General features: G+C 41.6%; 24 protein-coding genes. 10 read left to right on the top strand and 14 right to left on the bottom strand.

The window, feature by feature from the left end:
* Positions 1-479 precede the first annotated feature (479 nt).
* Both trmB and KH400_RS01425 read right to left on the bottom strand, forming a co-directional pair.
* The gene (trmB, locus tag KH400_RS01420; protein WP_217221558.1) at positions 480-1,118 is read right to left on the bottom strand and encodes a tRNA (guanosine(46)-N7)-methyltransferase TrmB; all 639 of its coding nucleotides are present in this window, start codon (positions 1,116-1,118) and stop codon (positions 480-482) included.
* A 35-nt stretch (positions 1,119-1,153) separates the two neighbouring features.
* Entirely contained in the window at positions 1,154-1,519 is a 366-nt protein-coding gene (locus KH400_RS01425) for a hypothetical protein (RefSeq protein WP_217221388.1), read from the bottom strand.
* A gap of 82 nt (positions 1,520-1,601) precedes the next feature.
* Here KH400_RS01425 and KH400_RS01430 point away from each other — a divergent pair, with 82 nt between their 5' ends.
* The 3 genes from KH400_RS01430 (at position 1,602) to KH400_RS01440 (ending at position 3,139) form a co-directional block, all read left to right on the top strand.
* Positions 1,602-2,408 (top strand): hypothetical protein, encoded by an 807-nt coding sequence (locus tag KH400_RS01430; protein WP_217221389.1) that lies wholly within the window; start codon positions 1,602-1,604, stop codon positions 2,406-2,408.
* An 86-nt stretch (positions 2,409-2,494) separates the two neighbouring features.
* Positions 2,495-2,827 carry a YtzH-like family protein gene (locus KH400_RS01435; RefSeq protein WP_217221390.1) on the top strand — a complete coding sequence of 111 codons (333 nt, stop codon included), beginning with the start codon at positions 2,495-2,497 and terminating at the stop codon, positions 2,825-2,827.
* Positions 2,828-2,881: 54 nt separating this feature from the next.
* Entirely contained in the window at positions 2,882-3,139 is a 258-nt protein-coding gene (locus tag KH400_RS01440; RefSeq protein ID WP_217221391.1) for a YtzH-like family protein, read from the top strand.
* Positions 3,140-3,251: 112 nt separating this feature from the next.
* Here KH400_RS01440 and KH400_RS01445 read toward each other — a convergent pair whose 3' ends face one another.
* Positions 3,252-4,037, bottom strand: coding sequence for a phosphotransferase family protein (locus KH400_RS01445; protein WP_246589118.1), 786 nt, complete (start codon positions 4,035-4,037; stop codon positions 3,252-3,254).
* A gap of 183 nt (positions 4,038-4,220) precedes the next feature.
* Positions 4,221-6,359, bottom strand: coding sequence for a type I pullulanase (gene pulA / locus KH400_RS01450; RefSeq protein ID WP_217221393.1), 2,139 nt, complete (start codon positions 6,357-6,359; stop codon positions 4,221-4,223).
* Between the two features lie 154 nt (positions 6,360-6,513).
* Between pulA and purU the strand changes: the two genes are divergently transcribed.
* Positions 6,514-7,386, top strand: coding sequence for a formyltetrahydrofolate deformylase (gene purU, locus KH400_RS01455; protein ID WP_217221394.1), 873 nt, complete (start codon positions 6,514-6,516; stop codon positions 7,384-7,386).
* A 35-nt stretch (positions 7,387-7,421) separates the two neighbouring features.
* Here the strand turns inward: purU and KH400_RS01460 are convergent, their stop codons facing one another.
* The 5 genes from KH400_RS01460 to thpR form a co-directional block, all read right to left on the bottom strand.
* Positions 7,422-7,742, bottom strand: coding sequence for a type II toxin-antitoxin system HicB family antitoxin (locus tag KH400_RS01460; RefSeq protein ID WP_217221395.1), 321 nt, complete (start codon positions 7,740-7,742; stop codon positions 7,422-7,424).
* 242 nt (positions 7,743-7,984) lie between these two features.
* A complete protein-coding gene (locus tag KH400_RS01465) occupies positions 7,985-8,935 on the bottom strand; it encodes an NERD domain-containing protein (RefSeq protein ID WP_217221396.1) in 951 nt (316 codons plus the stop codon).
* A gap of 78 nt (positions 8,936-9,013) precedes the next feature.
* Positions 9,014-9,703, bottom strand: a complete 690-nt coding sequence (locus KH400_RS01470) for an LrgB family protein (protein ID WP_217221397.1) — start codon at positions 9,701-9,703, stop codon at positions 9,014-9,016.
* A 12-nt stretch (positions 9,704-9,715) separates the two neighbouring features.
* Positions 9,716-10,126, bottom strand: a complete 411-nt coding sequence (locus tag KH400_RS01475; protein WP_217221398.1) for a CidA/LrgA family protein — start codon at positions 10,124-10,126, stop codon at positions 9,716-9,718.
* Between the two features lie 12 nt (positions 10,127-10,138).
* On the bottom strand, positions 10,139-10,711 hold the full coding sequence (thpR, locus tag KH400_RS01480) for an RNA 2',3'-cyclic phosphodiesterase (protein WP_217221399.1): 573 nt from the start codon (positions 10,709-10,711) through the stop codon (positions 10,139-10,141).
* Between the two features lie 287 nt (positions 10,712-10,998).
* Here thpR and cysK point away from each other — a divergent pair, with 287 nt between their 5' ends.
* The gene (gene cysK, locus KH400_RS01485; RefSeq protein ID WP_217221400.1) at positions 10,999-11,934 is read left to right on the top strand and encodes a cysteine synthase A; all 936 of its coding nucleotides are present in this window, start codon (positions 10,999-11,001) and stop codon (positions 11,932-11,934) included.
* Between the two features lie 203 nt (positions 11,935-12,137).
* On the opposite strand, the gene pepV is transcribed toward cysK, so the two are convergent.
* Positions 12,138-13,553, bottom strand: a complete 1,416-nt coding sequence (pepV, locus tag KH400_RS01490) for a dipeptidase PepV (RefSeq protein ID WP_217221401.1) — start codon at positions 13,551-13,553, stop codon at positions 12,138-12,140.
* A gap of 320 nt (positions 13,554-13,873) precedes the next feature.
* Between pepV and KH400_RS01495 the strand changes: the two genes are divergently transcribed.
* Positions 13,874-14,092, top strand: coding sequence for a DeoR family transcriptional regulator (locus KH400_RS01495; protein ID WP_217221402.1), 219 nt, complete (start codon positions 13,874-13,876; stop codon positions 14,090-14,092).
* Between the two features lie 229 nt (positions 14,093-14,321).
* Here KH400_RS01495 and KH400_RS01500 read toward each other — a convergent pair whose 3' ends face one another.
* The 4 genes from KH400_RS01500 to ftsW form a co-directional block, all read right to left on the bottom strand.
* Positions 14,322-15,041 (bottom strand): pseudouridine synthase, encoded by a 720-nt coding sequence (locus KH400_RS01500; protein ID WP_217221403.1) that lies wholly within the window; start codon positions 15,039-15,041, stop codon positions 14,322-14,324.
* A 10-nt stretch (positions 15,042-15,051) separates the two neighbouring features.
* Positions 15,052-15,726 carry an NAD(P)-binding domain-containing protein gene (locus KH400_RS01505; protein WP_217221404.1) on the bottom strand — a complete coding sequence of 225 codons (675 nt, stop codon included), beginning with the start codon at positions 15,724-15,726 and terminating at the stop codon, positions 15,052-15,054.
* 515 nt (positions 15,727-16,241) lie between these two features.
* Positions 16,242-17,420, bottom strand: coding sequence for a rod shape-determining protein RodA (rodA, locus tag KH400_RS01510; RefSeq protein WP_217221405.1), 1,179 nt, complete (start codon positions 17,418-17,420; stop codon positions 16,242-16,244).
* Between the two features lie 223 nt (positions 17,421-17,643).
* Positions 17,644-18,786 (bottom strand): putative lipid II flippase FtsW, encoded by a 1,143-nt coding sequence (ftsW, locus tag KH400_RS01515; protein WP_217221406.1) that lies wholly within the window; start codon positions 18,784-18,786, stop codon positions 17,644-17,646.
* A 361-nt stretch (positions 18,787-19,147) separates the two neighbouring features.
* Between ftsW and htpX the strand changes: the two genes are divergently transcribed.
* The 4 genes from htpX to KH400_RS01535 all read left to right on the top strand — a co-directional run bounded on the left by htpX (position 19,148) and on the right by KH400_RS01535 (position 23,107).
* The gene (gene htpX, locus KH400_RS01520) at positions 19,148-20,035 is read left to right on the top strand and encodes a protease HtpX (protein WP_217221407.1); all 888 of its coding nucleotides are present in this window, start codon (positions 19,148-19,150) and stop codon (positions 20,033-20,035) included.
* Positions 20,036-20,210: 175 nt separating this feature from the next.
* Positions 20,211-20,441 (top strand): hypothetical protein, encoded by a 231-nt coding sequence (locus tag KH400_RS01525; protein ID WP_217221408.1) that lies wholly within the window; start codon positions 20,211-20,213, stop codon positions 20,439-20,441.
* A gap of 187 nt (positions 20,442-20,628) precedes the next feature.
* Positions 20,629-20,997, top strand: a complete 369-nt coding sequence (locus tag KH400_RS01530; protein WP_217221409.1) for an ArsR/SmtB family transcription factor — start codon at positions 20,629-20,631, stop codon at positions 20,995-20,997.
* Positions 20,990-23,107, top strand: coding sequence for a heavy metal translocating P-type ATPase (locus KH400_RS01535; protein WP_217221410.1), 2,118 nt, complete (start codon positions 20,990-20,992; stop codon positions 23,105-23,107). Before KH400_RS01530 ends, KH400_RS01535 begins: the two co-directional genes overlap by 8 nt.
* Positions 23,108-23,153 lie beyond the last annotated feature (46 nt).

Raw genomic sequence — 23,153 nt, forward strand, 5'->3', positions numbered from 1 at the left:
TGCCCCCCTCTAAAAAAAACAGAAGTCCACTCATGCTAGCGAGACCCCAAACGGTGGTAACCGTTTGCGGCGACGTTCGTCGACGTAGTGGAGACAATGCAGGATGCGGTGGAAGCCTGCTCTTGGCTTTCACAAGCAAACGGCATTGAATCCACGAACAGGGGCGAGCGATTCCAACAACTCCTCCCTAGAACCACGAAACTTGCACCACCCCATGAGCGGGCACCTCACCCTTTTATAAACCACTACTCCATTCGTGCCCCCCTCTAAAAAAAACAGAAGTCCACTCATGCTAGCGAGACCCCAAACGGTGGTAACCGTTTGCGGCGACGTTAGTCGACGTAGTGGAGACAATGCAGGATGCGGTGGAAGCCTGCTCTTGGCTTTCACAAGCAGACGAAATTGAATACACGGTCAGGGTCGAGCGGTTCCAACAACCTCAGCTTTATAATGAAAAATAACCCTTGCAACAGCAAGAGTTATCGATATTGCGCTTCACAACGATAAATGCGCATCCCCTTATTCGAGAACTTCTCTTCATACTCCGTCATAATGTTTCCCTCAACATCACTATTGTGCAAATCAAGACTTACATTATTTAAAATTAACCCATACTTCGAAAAGCTATGCAACGAATATTCAAACAGACCTTGGTTATCCGTCTTAAAATGAATCTCACTTTGTGGCTTTAAAACCGACTCATACATCGCCAAGAAGCTCTTATACGTCAAACGGCGCTTCTCATGACGATTTTTCGGCCAAGGATCCGTGAAGTTAATATAAATCCGATCAATCTCTTCATCCGCAAAAAACGAAGTCAGCTCATTGACATCATCATTCAAAAACTTAACATTCTCAATTTCAGCATCTTTCACGCGCTGCATCGCACTAACGATAACACTATCATACTTTTCTATCCCAATATAATTAATCTCCGGATGAGCTTGTCCCATCCCTGTTAAAAACTGACCTTTCCCAGTACCAACCTCAACATGGATCGGATTATCATTCCCAAAAAGCTCTGACCACTTCCCACGATACTCACCCGGATTTGGAACAACAATTGAAGGGTGCTTAGCAATCTCTTCAGTTGCCCACGGTTTATGACGTAAACGCATCACTTTCACTTCCTCTTACGATTTTTAATTGATTATTACAGGACTTGTCCTTCTTCATAGACGACGACATCCCACTTCACTGCAAACGTTGGATCATGATCGAGTGCCGCAGTGACATACAGGTTTTTCGCAACGTTCCATACAAGTACATCTTTATAATCCTCTTCAGGATCATCGCCTACAAACTGCTTATGAATTTTTTTATATAACGAACTTGTTGTATCATACAAAATATCATCTATTGTTATTTGATTCCACGGATGACCTTTTACGTGCTGCATCGCTGCATTAAACATCATCACTTCCTGAACGAGCTCTTTTTTTTCAATCGACGCAGTTGTTATCCGCCTCTTCGCATCCATTAAGATTTCATCAATGATTTCATCTGTAAAAATGGACATCTCACACTCTCCCTCTTTTCTAGACTCCTACGATAGTTTACCATGATTAGTAATGATGAAAAAGAAAGGAAGCGCTGAACTTATGTTAAACCAACCACAGGCAGTCTTTAGTTATACAATTCCTTATTTTATCTCGAATGATGGGGAAAGTATAGAACTATTTGTGTCGGAAAAGACGTACGAAAAATACTTACAAGTCCAATCTGCTTTCAAAATGACCATCATTTCAGGTGACATTCATCCACTTGGCCGCGATTTAGGTCTTGTCACAACGACACTATTCGATGCAGATCAAGCGATTCTAATTATCGGTACGAAAGATATCGCAGACTATTCGAATGAACTTCTTGACATCAGTATCGCAACTGAGCTTGAGCGTATTCTACAGTTTGATCCTAACCGCTTTTTCCACTACTTATACAGCGACCAAACACCTGAACATATCCAGATGTTTATCGATGATATCCAACAAACCCTTGAAGACATCGCCATTTCAAAACGGTTAGCAAAAGCGGGTTACAGAATCGACCAACGTGAAGAAGAGATGATGGAGAGTATTGTTGCAAATGCTGATGCCTTTCACTACTTAAAAAAGGAGGACCCGATTGAAAATAAAGATGCTCAATACGTACTGATGAAATTGTTTTTTGTTTATCATTTTGATAAAACACTCTACAAATCGTACAAACAAAAATTACACGGGATTTACCCACGATTATTTATTGAGCACGAACAACTACAAAAACAAATCCAAAAATTCAACCTGTCTACAGAAAAAGGACAAGCACGAGCGTTAGATAAACTCTTTCAAACACTAGGCTATCAACGTTTCGTTCAGAAAATAACGGTTGCTGATGTGCCAAAATGGGAGTTACCCGTATCTCAATAAGAAAAGAACCAATATTTTTATGTGTAGACTCCTTTTGTGCTGGGTATAGACAAGCAAGGCCCAGAAATAAAGGAGGTTATTCAGAAGTGATTGCACATGAAGCGAAGTACACAGATACAATGATTGACATCCTTGAGGCACAAAAGAAACACCAAAGCGGAACGGATGAACAATTTCACGTGCTAGCAGAACAGTTACATCACCTCACTGCCAAGGAAGAGGTTGATCCTAACTTTCTAGGGACAGTCGCTGAATTAAAAGCGTACATTGAAACAAAAGATCAAAGTGAATCAATCGCTGAGCACGTCCGCCTCAATGAATTAAATATCAAACGATGGATCATTGAGTTGACCTTACTAGCCAAGGGTAGTCAGGCTGTTACGATTGACTTTGAACAACGAAAAGGTAGAGAAATTTAGGATAAATTCTTTTTGCAGGCACATCCTATACGTAAAAAAGGATGTGTCTTTTTCATGCCAATGAATTATCACCACCAATTAGGTTTGTTATCTGACATTTTAAAAAATCAAGCATCAGAGCAATATATGACAACCGATGAATACAATCAAGTCCAACGCTTAACCTCATCACTGTTGAACAATGCAAACATCGACCCAAACGTACAGCAAACACTGGCAGGGATCCAACAAGCCACACAAACCCAAGGAGGGACCTCGTATTTTGCTCAACAAGATGTCGAACAGTGGATAAATACGATTAATCAGTATTAAACAGATAACGACAATCGCTGTCGTTATTCCCCAGGAAATTTTTAATTTCCACAAATGAAATTTCATTTCCATGAACTAAAAAAGGGACCGCGTTCAATAGCGTTGTCCCTTTTTAGCGTTCAATTTTTAACAAGTCTATTAAATACTCTTCCCACCGCTTCACATCCTGGTACTCATTTCGCTCTAAATGCCAAATGATCACAAAAATTGTTTGTGAGATGACATACCAATGCATCCGCATTTTTAAATGGTCGGTTAATTCAATCCCATAGTTTGATAACCATTGTGCCCATTGATCTTGTGGTACATATAAATAAAGCAACAGGCCTAAATCTAGTGCTGGGTCTGCAACCGTTGCCCCGTCCCAATCAATTAAATAAAGATCACCAACTTCACTTAAAATCCAGTTGTTATGGTTAACATCACAATGGCAAACGACCACTTCATCATGATTGACAAGATCTTGGTGATCAACAAGGTACATCACGGCTTCATCAACGAGCTGACTGTTCAGTTCGACAAAACTTAAGCGTTCAATCATATCACGAACAATAATCTTTGGGGTGAGCGGTTCATTGCCTATCCGTTTGAACATATGTAACAGTTCACTAGAGTGATGGATTTTCCGTAACAATTGAGCAACTTCAGCATCTGTCATTTCATACGATTTTAATTCACGACCTTGGATCCAACGCTGCGCTGTAATGACGTCACCATTTTCTAATCGCTTCGTCCACAGTAATTTCGGAACAATCCCTTCTGCAGATAGCACAGCCAAAAAAGGTGACGAATTACGCTTTAAAAACAGCTTTTGATCACCATGCCACGCAATGTATGCTTCCCCTGTTGCACCTCCAGCAGGCTTAACCTGCCATCCATCACCTAAGAATAGTTCCAACAATTTCACCCTCGATTTCATTTGTACTAGCGTCTCTTGCTCTACAATTTCCTATCACTACCTAGTATAGCGTATTTTTTGCGGTATACCTATATAAAAACAAAAAAATGACAGAAAGGCATACACGTTCCATGTGTTTGAACGTGAAAGTAAGCAGAGCCCTATGCTTCACACTTACTCTGCTTACACTTGGTATAATACGATTGTATTTAATGGCTTTACTAGCAAGTTTTCGACATTTATTTTATATAATGGTACCAAACTTGCACTTTTTTCGTCAACGACAACATTCCACTCCCCGTCTTCAAACGGAATCTCTATCGTTGACCAGCTCCCATTATGAATGACAACAACCCTGCTCCACGTATCATCACCACGAATGTCTGTGAGCATATAACCAATAACATGACTTGGTGTATCAAAAAATGTAAGCGATCCGTGAATTTGGTCATAACTCTGTAGTCGAAAAATGGGGTGTGCCTTACGGATCGCAATCAATCCTTTAACATACTTGACATCATCCTCATACATAGCTTTTCGCTTCCAGTCAAGCTGATTAATATGATCTGGTGCGTTATAGCTATTCTCAACTCCACCCTTTGTACGATAAAATTCTTGCCCAGCGTGTAAAAATGGAGTCCCTTGTGAGAAAAGAACAAGCGCCGTCCCTAACCGTTGCATTCGTTGCCGCCAAACTGTCGATTCATCTGGATTCGATAAAGCTAATTTATCCGTTAACGTATGGTTGTCATGAGATTCAATATAATTAACTGATTGAAACGGTTGAGCAAACATGGTCGTACCATCCGGTCTGAGTCCCGCTTGAATCTGCACCTTTAACGGATCTACGGTATCTTTATTGCCGTTAATAAACCCACGGTCGCTTGACTGGAATGTACTCCCTTTCACCATATCACGAAACCGGTCATTAAAAAAACAAATGTCCGGTAACTTTTTTGCCTGGTCAATCATCGCTTTTTGATCATAACGAAGTGGTGTATCGAGGTCCCATCCTTCGCCAAGGATCACAATATTGGGGTCAATCTGATCTAGAGCTTTTCGTATCATCCTCATCGTCTTGCGATCATGCAATCCCATTAAGTCAAAGCGAAAACCATCAACACGATATTCCGTAGCCCAATACGTGACACAATCGATCATAAATTTTCTCATCATTTCCCGTTCAGAGGCGGTATCATTACCAACACCACTACCATTCGCTAGCTCGCCATCCTCCTTGTAACGAAAATAATACCCAGGGACGATCTTCTCAAAGTTTGATGTCTCCCACACATAGGCATGATTGAAGACCACATCAATAATGACTCGAATCCCCGCTTCATGAAGAGACGCAATCATTTCTTTTAATTCACAAACGCGCACAAGTCCATCTTCTGGATCACTTGCATAGCTTCCTTCTGGTGCGAAGTAATGTGTCGGATCATATCCCCAATTGTACGGCGGGTGTGCTAGTGACTCATCAATGCTGCCGAAATCATTCAGCGGTAACAATTCAAGGTGGGTAATCCCTACATCAATGAGGTGTTCGACTCCCGTGGCCGTTTGATTGGGCCCATGTGTCTGCCGCTCTGTTAATCCTAAAAACTTACCTTTGTTTTTTATCCCACTATCCGGGCTAACAGAGAGGTCACGAAGATGAGCTTCATAAATGATCGCATCGGAGATCGTCGTAAATGGTGGCCGAGGACACCATTTGTTCGGTTCCGTTTTTGTTAGATCAACCACTTGGCCTTTTTCCCCATTTGTTGTCACTGTTTTTGCATATGGGTCAACCGCTTCTTGCCACTGCCCATCAACGCAAACCAGGTAGGTGTAAAGCAAACCGTGTTGATCCCCCAACAAGCGTATAAGCCAAACTCCTTTTTCAGCGCGTGCCATTGCGAATTCAGTGCCGTCATGATCGTTTGTATCTAGATAAATGACTAGCCTGACATCTATAGCTGTCGGTGCCCAAACTTTAAAGGTTGTTTCTTTCTGATCATAGAGCGGTCCAAGTGAGCCTGAATAGCTATAGGTGCGATCAAATCGCTTGGTGCGAACAACTTCTCCAACCGTCACTGGGTAAGCATCATCGTTAACAAAGAGCGTAAACTCATTCCCAAGCGGAAGAGTCTGCTCGAGTTTTAGTTTAATTGCATCAGCTTTCCTTTGGATATTTTTGATGGGAATGACTTTATCCTTTTGCTTTACAATAAAAGTAAGCTTATCATCATGTAACGCTATCATATCCCCGCTAACCGTAATCACATCGAGTTGATCAATCGTTGCTCTGCTCACAAAAGACGCTTGCAAGTGATCCAAAAAAACAACCCCCTTCACCTCGTAAAATAACTATAGTATTATTATATTTGTTTTTTCAGGACTGCTTACCGAAATTTTTATTTTATACCTTTTTATTTCAAGGATTTTTATATATAGTTATGTAAGCAAAACATTTGTTAATGGAGGAAAAAAAATGATTGAAAACCAAAATACAAACCGAGCAAAGTTGTTAATTTCTTGCTCAGACAAACCAGGCATCGTTTCAGCGATCTCAAATTTCCTATATGAGCACGGGGCTAACATCGTTCAATCTGATCAGTACACAACGGACCCAGAAGGCGGCAGATTTTATATGCGTGTCGAATTCGACCTTTCTGATTTCGATAAAGATTTTGCAACGATTTCTGAGCGTTTCGAAGAGGTCGCACAACAATTTGACATGCAATGGCGTTTAGAAAGCGAAAAAAGAATGAAACGTATGGCAATTTTCGTTTCAAAAGAGGATCATTGTTTATTAGAACTGCTATGGAAGTGGCGTTCAAGTGAGCTACATGTGGATATTCCACTCGTGATTAGTAACCACGCTGACTTACAGCAGACGGTTGAATCTTATGGAATTCCATTTTATCACATTCCGGTCACTAAGGATACGAAACCAGCAGCAGAACAAGAAGCGATTGACTTATTAGAAAAGCACAACATCGACTTTATTGTTCTTGCTCGATACATGCAAATTCTATCAGCTGATTTTGTTGGTCATTTTCCAAACCGTATTATTAATATCCATCATTCATTTTTACCAGCGTTTATCGGTGCTAACCCTTATGCACAAGCATTTGAACGCGGCGTAAAACTCATCGGTGCTACCGCTCACTATGTGACTAATGACCTAGATGAAGGGCCAATTATTGAGCAAGATGTGTTACGCGTAAACCATCGCTATACTACTCCTCAATTAAGAGTGGCCGGACGAAATGTTGAGCGGATCACACTTGCACGCGCCGTTTCTTGGCATACGGATGACAAAATCATCGTCTATGGAAACAAAACAATCATTTTTTCTTAAAAAGAAAAGCGATCCATGCATAGGCTGGATCGCTTTTACTTATACTGTCTAACGAAATAATTAATTTGTTCAAATTCTTCTTCGGTCATTGGTGGTTGAATGTAAACAAGTTGCGTTGAATGGACAGGCTCTGGTAGTGCTTCAACCCCATGCTTCATCACCCATAAAACCATTGCTTCTTTCAAACCTTTCTTTGCTTCAGCAATCGTATCACCATAACTGAAACAGCCTTCAACCTCTTTTAATTCAATGAGATATTCATAACCGCCTATCCAATTAAACTGTTTACGAACCAGCCATGAATAAGAATGCAATGGTAGCAGGGAATTCAGTTGATCCTTCTCTTTCGTCTTCATGATAACAATCCCCTCTTCAGAATAAAGCCCCCCATACGCTCGGAGGGATCTACTTTCTATCTATTTTTAGAGTCTGTTCAAAAAAGGGCGATTATTCCCCGTTTGAATAGACTTGAAGCCATTGCAAAAAAAAACTATTTGAACACATACTTTTAATAATAAATCACAACACAAATCATGACATCAAATATAATTATACGCCCATTTCGACCGAAAATCAACACTAGTAAGGAAACATTTTCCTACTCTTCGACGACATCTTGTCGTTTATAGGCGCTTGTTTGGCAATGGCTTAACAGTGCTTTTGCCACTTGTAATTGGGTTGATTTTATAGGAGATGGCTGGCGCTTCAGCTTATCAAGCCAGTCATCAATATTCCTACGATCGACACATTCGACTTTCGAGCCTTGCATTTGATTATCAATTAAACTATATTCACTCAGGACGACCTTTCGAATGGGCATTGAAAGATTACTGTCTCTCATCATTTGACTAATGAGACTAGCCATTCGATTCAGCGATAAGAGCGGGCTTAATTTGCGCCTTTTCCCACCATCGATAAATTCCTCCCAGAACCGCTGTGAGGTTGCTGTGAAAATACTATGTTCAGTTCCCGGTAAAAGCGCGATGCAATACACATCCGTCGGGCTGATGACGATGACCTCCATTTCAACCCGCGCCTGTTTGAACCAGAACACCGGCTGGTACATCACTAAATAATTATCGGGAAGTTGCTGCACAAACAACTTTAAGGTACGGTCGTATTTATATTTCGGATCAAGCGATGACTTTTCTAAAATCGAAGAACTCGCCCAGCGTAGTTGTGATTCAAACAGTTCTTGATAGAAAATGGCCTTCACTTCATCTAGCGTTTTTTCTTTAAAATGATAGTAATCTACAGGTTCGTTCGTTTCTACTACCTCTTCTTGATCCGTTTTTTTCAAAAAGGATAAGCCTTTGATTTTTTCTAGCATCCCTGACCAGATCCCTTTACTCTCATCGGAGAACCAGTCCTCTTCTTGACTGGGCTGCTGCGCTCGGTTCGATTTTATCATCGAGTGATTTACATTCTCCCACTCGGTCTTTAAATAATACCAGCGGTCTTTTTTTAATCTCGTAAATTGACTCGGATAACGCGTGATATCAAATTGATAACGAGAAATATAATCTTCAAGTTTAATTAAATGAGCCACAACGGCTAACCTCCAAATCGTTATCAGATGATCTAGATTTTATATCTTAACCCATTTATTTTATCATATATCGTAAAGTTAATAGATGAGAAAAACGAGCATAGGCCCGATAATCGATACGACAATCGCACTTAACGTCATCGCAACTGAACTTGCTGCCCCTTCTTTCTCACCATTCTCTAGCGCCTTCGCGGTCCCAATCGCATGTGAAGCACTGCCAATCCCGATCCCTTTTCCTAAATAGTGATCGATCTTGAACCAACGTAGTACGTATGGTGATAAGACTACACCACCAAGTCCGGCAACCATAACGAATATCGCAGCAAGCGGTGGTGCCCCGCCTAATGTAGCAGCGACATCCATCGCCACAGGTGTTGTCACTGATTTAGGAACGAGTGAATAAATCACCTCTTCTTCAACGCCTAACCATTTCGCCAATTGTAAGCCACTGACAACACCAATCACGGCACCGATAAGCACACCTGTCATAATCGGTACAAAATACGTTTTTAACATCTCCCATTGTTTATATAATGGATATGCCAACGCCACCACTGCGGGACCTAATAACATCTCAATCCATTGTCCGCCAATCATATACGTATCATAATCGATTTGGAATGCAACGAAAAAAATAACCATAACAGCTGTCCCGACTAAAAGTGGAAGTGTGAACGGATTTGGGAAGCGCTGATTAAATTTCTTTGCCGCCATATAAATAAATACAGTAAAACTAATCGCTATAAGTGCAATGACAAATTCTTTCATACCCTTTCTCCCCTACATTCCTGTCGTGATTTTTTGCTCTCTGTGCTCCTTCTTAATCGTCTGCGAGCGTTCTTTTCTCACTGCTAACCATTGACTTGTCAGGCCTGAGGCGACCATGACCAACAACGTACTGAAGAGAGCTATGAAAACGAGCAAAATTCCTGACCCAGCAAATAAATCTAAATAATTTAACACTCCAACTGTCACCGGCAAAAACAATAATGGCATATGACGCAATAAGAGCGTCGTCCCCTCTTCGATCCACCTTGTTGGTAGTAGCCTCGTGGCAAATAGCACGAGTAGGAGTAACATTCCAATAATACTCCCTGGGATAAATAAGTCAAAGCGCTGTTGGATCCAAGAACCAATAAAATAAAATCCGTACAAAACGCTAATATGGATACAAATCCTGATCAATGTCATGTTCTCACCTACTTACTGTCCTAATTGGAAAATTGTTAACGGCTGATATTTAGGTGTACGGCGCATATGTGTTTGATACAAAACAGCTTCACGCACTTGCCATTCGTACACACCATCATGAGGGCGCATGCTCTTCATCAACTCGTCGTTTGTAAACCTTTCATCCCCCAGCCAGCGCCTTGCTAACGTAATATGTGGACGATAAGGACGTTGATCAAGCTGAAATCCTATCTCATTGCAAACATCACGAACATCTCTTTGTAAATCTAATAGCGCTTGATCATAGTTAAGACCTGCCCATAAAATTCGTGGACTAGTTTTTGATCCAAACGTTCCTAACTGATCAACAGCCAAAGAAAACGACTGATGACCAGCAATCACTGGTGTTAGCTGCTTTTTTAAAGCATTAATCGCTGGAAATTCAGCATGGCCAAGAAAGGCAAGGGTAATATGCAAATCAGCGGGGTGAACCCATGTTTTAAACCGAACGTTTTCTGCTAATTGCTGTGACCAGCGAGCAAGTGATTCACGAACATCGATGGCAAGTGGAAGTGCGAGAAAAAAATGCGTCTTTTGATTCGTCACTACTGACACCTTCCTTCTTTGATTTCATTTTCCTAACCTATTTGTTCCTCATTGTAACGCAATTCGTATCAATTGTCTTTATCTGTAAATAATGTTACCAAGCACACAAAGCCATCCAAATACAAAAGCTAGCTTTCCCTGATCGCGATTATCGTTATTCCTTTATCATATAACAGTCGCAGATCATTCGGAAGAAGGGATCAATGTTTTTAAATCCAATTTATGAGATAGGAATTACATTTCTATATATGTTAAAATAAAAAAAAGAATAAAAAGGAAGTGAAAAGATGCGAGTCGTAAATAATATCGCTGAACTGATTGGACAAACTCCATTGCTCAAATTAAATCGAGTTCCAGATCCAAACGGAGCAGCTGTTTATTTAAAATTAGAAATGAATAACCCTAGTGGCAGTGTTAAAGACCGCGCCGCTTACAATATGATCATTCAAGCTGAGAAAGACGGCCATTTAAAGCCAGGAGCAACGATTATTGAACCGACTTCTGGTAATACAGGGATTGGGCTGGCGATGAACGCATCCGCCCGCGGTTATCGTTCGATCCTCGTTATGCCTGATACGATGTCACAAGAGCGAATCAACCTTCTCAAAGCGTATGGGGCCGATGTTGTCCTCACTGAAGGTGACAAAAAGATGCCAGGAGCCATTGAAAAAGCGCATGAGCTTACAAAAGAAATCGAAAACAGCTACATGCCGATGCAATTTGAAAATGATGCCAACCCTGATGCCCACCGCGCAACAACCGCCGTTGAAATTAAAGAGTCCCTAGATTCAATCGGAAAACCGTTAGGCGCTTTCGTAGCTGCATCTGGAACGGGTGGAACGATTACCGGAACTGGTGAAGAATTACGAAAGTTCTATCCAGAGGCAACGGTACATGTTGTTGAACCAGCGGGCTCACCTGTACTTTCAGGAGGAAAACCTGGTCCACATAAACTAGTAGGAACGAGCCCAGGATTCGTGCCACCAATCCTCAATGAAGAAGTTTACAATGAGATCCTTAAGATTGAGGATGATGATGCATACAGGGCGGCGCGGGACCTTGCACGCCTAGAAGGCTTATTAGTTGGTCCTTCTTCTGGTGCTGCTGCTTTTGCAGCGATGGAAGTTGCAAAAACGCTAAGCCCTGATCAAGCTGTTGTTGCCATTGCTTGTGACACAGGTGAGCGTTATCTATCAACAGATTTATTTGTGTTTGAGGAATAGAAATGTTTCAAAATCACAGGTTGAGCTTTTAGAAAAATTTTTTAATAAGAATTGGACATTCTCGTTAACAGTATAACTAGCAAGTAAAAACGCTCAGATTAATTAATCTGAGCGTTTTTTGACGTGTAAATATGCTATCCTTGATCCACATGACTGTTTTGATCGGATCCTCATTTGTGTTGCTTTATTATGGAGCTACTTTATTATTTCGCTAATTCATAGATTGCTTCAGCATAGAGAGCAGTTGCTTGTAGTAAATCTTCTATGGCAATTGACTCATCCTTCTGGTGGGCTGCATCTGCTCTTCCAGGGAATAAAGGACCAAACGCTACACCTCTTTTTAAGGCGCGTGCATAAGTACCACCACCGATCGCAATCAACTCTGCTTTTTCACCTGTCTGACGCTCATAGACGCCTTGTAATGTTGTCACGAGTGGGTCCTCTTTCTCGACATGATGTGGCTCCGAGTTATCGACGTTCTCTACCTGAAAGGCATGTGGCTGAATTTGTGTTGTTAACGTTGTCATCATATCACTAAAGTTCACTGCTGCTGGATAACGAAGGTTAACACCAAGCTTCCCACCGGTTTCTTTTTCATAGGTTAGCCGTCCAATATTAATCGTCAAATCACCGACCTCTTCATCATAACAAGCAATCCCCAACGCTGTACCACGAGAATCATCGACAAAGTACTGCTTCACGAAGGTTAGAAAAGTGGCTGCTTGCTCGTCAAACGAAAAGCCAGCTAAAAACTGTGCTAAATAAAGGCCAGCATTACGGCCATTCTTTGGCTCCATCCCATGCGCAGATACCCCTTTCACTTGCAAATACACACGTCCATCCTCAGTTCGACTTGAACCTTCAAGCTCGTGACCCTCAATAAAGCGTGAAAATGCCTCAATAAGCTCCTCTCCGTTGTTATCTCCTAACGAAATCGATGCTTCCGCCAAGTCAGGCACCATATTTAAACGTCGCCCTGATTCAAAGTGCTCAAGCTTCACCTTTCCTTCGCTATTTACGTTTGCTTTCGCCTGAATAAGCTCGAAATCACAAATTCCCTTTTCCGCAAAAATAATTGGAAAATCTGCATCAGGGGCAAAACCTACGGCAGGCATCTCTTCATGTTTAAAATAATGATCCACACAGCGCCAATCACTTTCTTCATCGGTACCAATGATCATACGGACTCGTTTGGATAACGGAAGGTCGAGCTCTTTAATGAGTTTGAGCGCGTAATAGGCTGCCATTGTCGGCCCTTTATCGTCAAGTGCACCACGAGCGACAATCTCACCATCACGAATCTCAGCTGCATATGGCGGACTCGTCCAGCCATCACCTTCTGGTACAACATCGATATGACAGAGGACACCGACAATCTCTTCCCCTTTTCCCCATTCGATATGGCCCGCATATCCATCTACATTTTTAACTGAAAACTGATCATGATCTGCTTTTGTTAATAAATATTCTAATGCTTCTTGAATGCCTTTTCCAAACGGCGCATGATCTGATTTCGTCTCTTCGTCTAAAACACTCTTGATGCGAAGCAATTGCTGTGCATCAGCAATCAATTCACCTTTACGTTTCGTAACTTCTTCTTGCCAATCAATTGATTTCATTCGACTACATCTCCTCTTTTTCTACAATATGTTTCCTTACCAATGCTTTGCCAAATTGATGGAATTATTGTACAATGAACCTGAGGAAAGGGAATTGATGTGAGTGTGAGCCGAGAAGTGGCACAAGCTACTTTATTTGAATTAAAACAACTAAACATCATACCCTCACTTTACTCTAGGACACAACAGCAATCAAGAATGGCTAGTGTCATGTCAATAACGCTGATTCAGTTGTGCAATCATCTCACAGTTGCACACGATGAAACAGCCCCCTTTTAGAATGGATGTTTATGACAATCATCTTTATAAGGAGTGGTTTCTTGAGTACTTCAACTGATCGTATGCTGACTCGTATTAAATCAATTTACCTCTACATTAAACAAAGGGGGACCGTCACAACGAATGAATTAGTTGAAGAGTTCGGCATTACCCAAAGAACTGTGCAACGAGACCTTAACGTCTTAGAGTATAATGGCTTGGTACGAAGTCCAAGTCGTGGGAAATGGACCACAACTGACAAAAAAACGAAAGTATCCTAAGATACGAGTTCAAAAGGAAGGACAAAAAAGAGCCGAGAAGATCAAGAAAGCGGCACTTTGCCAACCGAAACGTATGTTTTTCATACGTAAGGAGAAAAGACAGCGGACGCTACGATTCGCCCACTATGTTTCCCGTACTTTTGAACATGACTTAAAACAAAAATAATTTCAATTATATTTTAATGTTGAACCACCGTTAACACAGTGGTTCTTTTTTTGGACGCTATCCTCACTCACCTCGACCTGCTTGCAAGAGGTCAACCTCCTCGTCCGTCAATTCACGGTACTCGCCTTCTTCTAAGCTTTCATCAAGAGCAAGTGGTCCAATGCTGATTCGTTTTAACTCCACTACCTTTTTACCAACAGCTTCAAACATCCTCTTCACTTGATGAAACTTTCCTTCAGATATGGTCAATTCGATCTGAGAATACTCCCCTGCTTCATGAATGATCAGTTCAGCAGGCTTCGTTATGTATCCATCATCTAGCTCGACACCTTCTTTAAATTGACTCACATCATCTGCAGTCACTGTCCCTCTCACTTTTGCCACATATGTTTTTGGTACATGTTTCTTAGGTGATAGCAATTCATGAGAGAGTTTACCATCATTGGTTAACAACACAAAACCGACAGTATCTTTATCCAGCCGACCTACTGGAAACGGATTATAAACAGCGTCCTCAAGCTCTAATAAATCGACGACAGTGTGATGCTCAATATCTTCAGTTGCTGAAATGACCCCTTTTGGTTTATTCATCATCAAATAAACGTATGGCTTATATTCAACAATTTCACCATGAACAGTGACTTCCTGTTCATCAGTATTGACCTGAACCTTACCATCCTTTATTGGTTGTCCATCGAGGTGAACGCCACCTCCTTTTAATAACTTTTTAACTTCTTTTCGTGTTCCATAACCCATATTCGCTAACAACTTATCAACTCGCATTTTTCATCCTCTACTTTCTTTGGTCTTCAATTTCTTTTATAACTGTCTTGCCAAATCCACCTAATTTCCCATCAGAAAACGCTTGAATCACACCTCTTGTCGTGACCTCGAGTGATTGCTGAATGATTTCATCAGGAAGACCTTGTTGTCTTAGCTTCTCCTTTAAGTCGACCGCCATTTCAACCGCCGCTCTTGTCGCTTCTTTATTCGCAGCGAGCACTTGTTGTTCGCTACCAGCGACGATCGAAACCTTTTCACCAAACCAGTCCTTCAAGTGAGAGACCTCAGATAAATGCTTTTTTGGAGTAACAAACACAACTTTTTGATCACGACGTATTTGCGCGGCCTGCCCTACACATTTAAATGGGACAACGCTCCCATGCGAGATGAAGGCTTCAATGTCTTCTACCATTAATGCCGTCGCACAGTGGTAAAAGACGGTATCGTCCGTGAACAAATGACCATATGACGTAAAAAACGGTTCGTAGGCTGTACTCGGTAGCGTAATAAAAGCATGACTCACCTGATGAAGCTGGTCTTCCGTTACTTGGACGATCCGCTGATCTTGCTTCTGTGCTTCTACGATCTTTTCAGTCGAACGAGAAAACACGTAAATCTTCTCATTACTGCTAGTTAGTGAAATTAACGCTTTCGCCAACTCACCAAATCCTATAAATAACTTCAACACCTTCACCCCTATCATCTGTCTCTACCCTTGATTGTAAACGTACCCAACCTGTCTTCTCAAACATTTCGTTTATAGGCATTACAAAGGACGTTGAAAGCCTGCTTTTTGGCTTTCACAAGGACTCAAAATTGGCTCACACGGCCAGGTGATCCTCGTAGCGGGCAACTTTCACCATCTTTCAATCCTATCATCATTCGTAATTACCTTTATAAAAAATGATTTAGAACCTTAGGCTAGCGAGACCCCAAACGGTGATAACCGTTTGCGTCGACGATAGTCGGCGTAGTGGGAACAATGCAGAGGACGTTGAAAGCCTGCTTTTTGGCTTTCACAAGGACTCGAAATTGGCTCACACGGCCAGGGTCGAGCGGGTACCGCACTCACATTTCTTCAAGCTAAGGCGGGAGCAAGCCTCTTTCTCTGAGTACCCGTCCTCGTTCACGCGCTCCACAGCCCCTTAACAACCAAAAGAGCTGTTAATCCAATCGTTAACAGCTCTTCTCACTTGATGCTTATGTTTCTTCAGCCTTAAACATGTAATGCCTCGTTCGCATATTGACGTTGAGGACAATGCCGATCGCAATCATATTGGTCAACAGCGCACTCCCCCCGTAACTGATAAACGGTAATGCCAGACCGGTAATTGGCATTAACCCAATCGTCATCGCGATGTTTTGGAAAATTTGAAAGACAAGTAAACCTATCACACCAGCAACAAGATACGTCCCAAATAAATTATTACAATTAAATGCAATAATAATCATCCGGTAAAACATTAAGAAATAAACAACAATTAACACCGTTGCACCAAGAAAGCCAAACTCTTCCCCAATCACAGTGAATACAAAATCGGTATGCAACTCTGGTACACGACCACTTTGCGACTGAATACCTTGGGTAAAACCACTTCCATACAACTGTCCTGCCCCAATCCCTTGCAGAGCTTGAACGAGTTGATAACCGTAACTACCGGCATGTTCTGTTGGGTTTAACCAACCGTAAATTCGTTCCATCTGGTGGGTTTTAATAATTTGACTAAACAAAGAGAAATGGTTGTTATGAAGCCAAACGAGCGAGATAATCCCAACGACAACCGATGAAGCAAGTAACGATAGCATTCGAAAAGTTACACCAGACATTAAGATCATCGTTGCCATCACACTTGCAACAACAAGCGCCGTCCCTAAGTCTGGCTGTTTTAAAATGAGCAGAAATGGCGGTAACCCTACTGCTAATACCTTCCCAACAAGAATACAATCAGATTTAAAGCTAATTTCACGTTTCTCCTTCGTCATCCGGTAGACAAGATGAGCCAAGGCAATGACGAGAAAAATCTTCATAAACTCTGATGGTTGAAATAAAAATAAATTAGGGTGACCAATCCAACGCTGTGACCCATTCTGGACAACCCCAAAAAACTCCACAAGTAAAAGTAAGATCATACCGATCACATATAAAGGGATCGAGAAATTTCGGAATAAATCATAATCAAGCAGCATTGCTGTGATCATAAAGAAAATTCCAATGATAAACCAAATTACTTGTCTCTTGACAAAATAAGTAGGGTCATCAACAAAATATTGCGCACCTGACCCACTATAAATGGCCAGCAAACTTATACACATCAATAAAAACAATAAGAATAACAATGTATAGTCAATTTGTTGAATATTCGATTTTCTTTCTTGCATGTCTGCCTCCATCTATATCACGTGTTCAAAAAATCGAGAAAAAATCCGTATCGACGAACATCATAGTAAATCTACTCTGAGGACGAAAGCATGCTTCACTGCTTAAAGCTAAGTTTCCCTTCTCAGACTTTTTGAACTTCATCAATACCTAAAAACGAAGCTTTACTCATCGTATCATAACTAGATAAGCTGAAAAAGCTTCGTTACAGTTTGATCGCCACTTCTAAGCAGAGACTGTCTGCTCTTCGTTAGCAGCATGTCGCTGTCTAATATTATACTTTGAAATGTTGGCGAGTATCGCAATTGATAGCAATGATACCATAAGCGACGAGCCACCGTAACTTAAGAAAGGCAACGGAATCCCGGTAATTGGCAACAATCCTGTCACCGCACCAACATTAAAAATCACTTGCACCCCAACCTGAAAAACAATACCAAAGGCTAATAAGCTTCCAAATACACTTTTACAGCGTGTCCCAATCATGACACCTCTAAAAAAGATGATTGAGAAGCACAGAAACACAAATCCAACACCAAAAATGCCAAGCTCTTCAGCAATGATTGCTAAGATGAAGTCTGTATGAGGCTCAGGTAAGTACAATAGCTTTTGTATGCTTTGCCCTAGTCCCGCACCGGTTAAGCCTCCATGTGCAATAGCAATATACGATTGCACAAGCTGATACCCAGTTTCACTAGCATAGGCAAATGGATCAAGAAAGGATGTTAACCGTTGTAGGCGGTATTCTTGTGAAGTCGCTAATATGATAAAGATCGTCCCACCGACAGTGCCAAGTCCAATTAGATGGCGCATTTTTGCTCCTGAAAAGAACACCAGTAACCCTGTCACAAGTAGAATAGATGTTGCGGTTCCTAAATCAGGTTGTAGCATAATCAGTGAAAAGACAATACCAACGATCACAAGCGGTGGCATAACACCTTTTACAAAATCATTAATATATGACTGTTTTTTTGAATAGACATGGGCCAAGTAGATAATTATACCCACTTTCACAAATTCAGACGGTTGAATCGTTAGCGGGCCAATTCGAATCCACCGCTTCGCACCATAGACTTCAGCCCCTAAGCCCGGCACATGAACAAGCAGGAGCGCAATAATGGAAACGAAGATAATCGCAACAGAGAACTTGCGGTAATATTTATAAGGAAAATGCATCACGACAAAGAAGATGAGTAAGGTGAGGACAAACCACATCAATTGCCGCAAAAAAAAGTGACTAAAACTATTTCCGTGGTCAAACGCCCACACGTAGCTGGCACTATAAACCATCACTAATCCAAAAATACATAATAGCAGAGTAGTAATGATCAGTAGCCAATCATTATCTCTCGTAAATGAATATTTCATTGCTTCCCCCATCAGCGACATTGCTTGTAATCTATGACTCTATGATACTTGTTCAATTATATCAAACCGCCAGCAGCAGGACTAGGGACATTCCTTGGCAAACCTTGTCTAATTATAGGAAGTTTCAACAGATTAGCTAAAAATAACTCGTCAGCGTTCCTCAATCACTCTCCTTTCTATTTATGGTTAAAACAACCACCTCGATGACATAGAGGACATGCTAGTTATTGCGGCTAAAACGTTGCGATCTTCACCAACTTTTGTCTACTTTATGAAACAGAATCTATAAGTGTTGCAATGTTTAAACAATACAGTTAAAATAGTCTTTCAGTAAACTAACTTTTGGAGGTGGTAACGTACGATGGGAAAACGAATCTTGTTATTTATCGGCGTTAACTTATTGATCTTAACAACCATTATGATTGTTATGTCAATTTTCGGTGTGTCTACAGGCACAAATATAGCGACTGGGGAAATTTATTTAGGCGAATTGCTAGTTTTCTCAGCAATTGTCGGCTTTAGTGGTGCGTTTATTTCTTTAGCCCTTTCACGAATCATCGCGAAAAAAATGATGAATGTTCGTGTCCTTAATCCAGATAAGGATAACCTCAATTACGAAGAAAGTGAACTCATTGAGATGGTTCACCGTTTATCACGCAACGCTGGACTCATGCACATGCCAGAAGTTGGGATCTATGAATCAAATGAGGTCAATGCCTTTGCAACAGGTCCAAGTAAAAAGCGTTCACTTGTTGCCGTCTCACGTGGCCTATTAAATCAAATGGATAAAGATGCCGTTGAAGGTGTTGTAGCCCATGAGGTTGCTCACGTTGCCAATGGCGATATGGTTACAATGACACTTGTTCAAGGTGTAATCAATACATTTGTTGTCTTCTTTGCGAGAATCGCAGCATTTATCGCTGCACGCTTTGCTCGTGAGGAGATTGCGCATATCGTTCATTTTGTCGCAATCATCTTTTTCCAAATCGTCTTTTCAATTCTCGGAAGTATTCTTGTGATGGCGTATTCGCGCTATCGCGAGTACCACGCTGATCGTGGCGGAGCTGATTTAGCTGGAAAAGACAAGATGGTTCACGCCCTACGATCTTTACAACAAACAACACACATGATAAAAGAAGATGATACGGCTTTCCAATCGATGAAAATTAGTAACAAAAGTAAAGCAGCACTTCTATTTTCATCTCACCCACCGTTAGAAGACCGTATTGAACGCCTACAACAATCATAAGACAATCAAGGCTGTCCGATTCGTGATGACTCACCTTTTAGAGGTGACACTCACTTCGGACAGTCTTTTTTGTGCCCAAATTCTCGTCATTAGGCGCGTGCCACTTACAAAACTAATCCCCATTCATAGACTACTATCGGATATCTAAATACCTATCTTAAAAGGAGACGATTGTATGGATTACAGACAGCAAGGTCCTTTTCAACAGCAATTCCCTGGAACTCCTGGGTATCCGGGATTTCCTGGATTTCCACCTCCTCGTCCGCCTGTTGGACCAGGAATTGAGCGCAGACTTTCTCAAGTTGAGCGTGAACAGGAACGACAAGCACAACGAATCGAGCGTATCAATCGCCGTCTTCGCCGCATTGAACAACAGCTTGGCTTTCCTTATGGCGGTGGTTATTAAGGAAGAACAATTTGAAAGTTGTAATCAAGGGTGCCTAGAAGGTTACTTTACTTTCGGGCACCTTCTTTCTGATTTTCTAATCGAATTTGTTACGGATAAACTCAATTATTCAAATATTTATTTGAATAAAAACAAAAATCAGGTATACTATATTCAAGCGAACATTTGAATGTAGGAGTCTGATCCCATGAGTAAAAACGATACATGTGAGATTTTTTCTTATGATGAAACGAAAGTAAAACAAATTCAAGAACTTTTTCTAAGCGAAGACCTAGCACAAGTTGCAAAATTTTTTAAAGCACTTGCTGACGAAAAACGCACAAAAATCGCTTATGCTCTCACGAAAGAAGAAGAACTATGTGTTTGCGATCTCGCGACGATTATCGGTGCAAGTGTGGCTACTACTTCACATCACCTTCGCACGATGCATAAGCTAGGGATCGTCAAATACCGTAAAAAAGGGAAACTAGCCTTTTATTCGTTAGATGATGATCATGTCAAACAGCTTCTGTTGATTACACTAGCTCATCAGAAGGAGGCACATGTCAATGTCTGAACAACAAGAGAAAACGTATCGAGTCGAAGGATTCACCTGAGCAAATTGTGCGAAAACGTTCGAAACGAACGTTAAACACCTGGATGGTGTTTCTGATGCAAATGTAAATTTTGGTGCTTCTAAAATTACGGTATACGGTATGACAACGATTGAGGAGTTAGAGGAAGCGGGAGCGTTTGAGAATATTAAAGTCCGACATGAACATGAGCAAAGAAGCAAGCGTATCCCCTTTTGGCGGCAAAAGGAAACGATCAAAGTCTATATTGCCACACTATTTGTGATTGCAGCTTTTCTTCTTCGCTTACAATACGGCGAGGACCATCTTCTTCCGGTGATGGGCTATGTATCAGCAATTATCATTGGTGGGTATACCTTATTTAAAAGAGGAATCAAAAACCTCATCCGTCTCGATTTTGATATGTCGACATTGATGACAGTCGCGATACTTGGTGCGGCCGCGATTGGCGAATGGGGAGAAGGTGCTGTTGTTGTCATCTTATTCGCGTTAAGTGAAGCGCTTGAGCGATATTCGATGGATAAAGCACGGCACTCGATCGAATCGTTAATGGATATCGCACCAAAAGAAGCGCTCGTACGCCGTGGCGGGGAAGAAATCGCCGTCGATGTTGACGATATCCAAGTGAACGATGTCATGATTGTCAAACCAGGGCAAAAGATCGCCATGGATGGGATTGTCAGCCGCGGAACTTCAACGGTAAACCAAGCAGCGATCACTGGTGAATCAGTACCTGTTGCAAAAGAGAAAGATGATGAAGTGTTTGCTGGGACGTTGAATGAAGAAGGTTTATTAGAAGTTACCGTGACAAAGCGCGTAGAGGATACAACGTTAGCAAAAATCATTCATCTCGTTGAAGAAGCACAAGCAGAACGTGCCCCTTCGCAGCAATTTGTTGATCGCTTTGCTAAATATTATACGCCAGCGATTATCATTTTTGCGTTTTTACTTGTTGTCATCCCCCCCTTATTTTTCGGTGGGAACTGGAGCGATTGGATTTATCGTGGGTTAACGGTATTAGTTGTCGGTTGTCCATGTGCCCTAGTGATCTCAACCCCTGTTGCTATTGTGACAGCGATTGGTAACGCCGCTAAGCATGGCGTCTTAATTAAAGGTGGCGTTCATCTTGAGCAAGCAGGTGCATTGAACGTGATCGCTTTTGACAAAACCGGAACGCTCACAAAAGGGGTCCCTGCTGTTACTGATATCATTGCCTTTGACAACAATGAAAAAGAGGTTCTCTCACTCGCCGCAGCGATTGAAAAAGGCTCACAACACCCACTTGCGTCTGCGATGATCCGAAAAGCAAATGAACGAGATTGCAACCTTGACCAGATAACAGTCGATGACTTCCAATCACTAACCGGCAAAGGTGTTACAGCAACCATCAACAACAAACGCTATTATGTTGGCAGTCCAACACTTTTTACAGACATTCAGCAAACACCTTTACAGCCCGATATCAACGAACAGATAACCAACCTTCAAAATGAAGGAAAAACAGTGATTGCCCTTGGTACAGACCACGAAGTACTTTCTTTATTTGCGATCGCTGATGAAACACGTGAATCAGCTGCTGCTGTGATGAAAAAGCTTCATCAAGCAGGCATTAAAGAAACCGTGATGCTTACTGGTGATAACGAGCAAACGGCAGCCGCTATAGGAAAGGCGACAGGCGTTTCTCATATCAAAGCTGAGTTACTCCCTGAAGATAAGCTTGCAGCAATTAAAGAGCTCCAACAGAACCACAAGCGTGTCGCAATGGTTGGAGATGGAGTTAATGATGCCCCTGCCCTTGCCGCATCAACGGTAGGTGTTGCGATGGGTGGTGCTGGAACAGATACAGCACTCGAGACCGCAGATATCGCCCTAATGGCTGATGATTTAAATAAATTGCCATACACGATTAAGTTAAGCCGCCGAGCACTGGCGATTATCAAGCAAAACATCACCTTCTCACTAGCGATCAAAGCTCTAGCCTTACTACTTATCATCCCCGGCTGGCTTACGTTATGGTTAGCGATCTTTGCTGACATGGGTGCGACCTTACTCGTTACGTTTAACAGCTTACGCCTTTTGCGTGTGAAGGAATAGGAACCGAAGTATCAATTAGCAGCCCAAATCACTTTGAGATTTGGGC

The sequence above is a fragment of the Desertibacillus haloalkaliphilus genome (assembly GCF_019039105.1).
Lineage (GTDB): Bacteria > Bacillota > Bacilli > Bacillales > KJ1-10-99 > Desertibacillus > Desertibacillus haloalkaliphilus.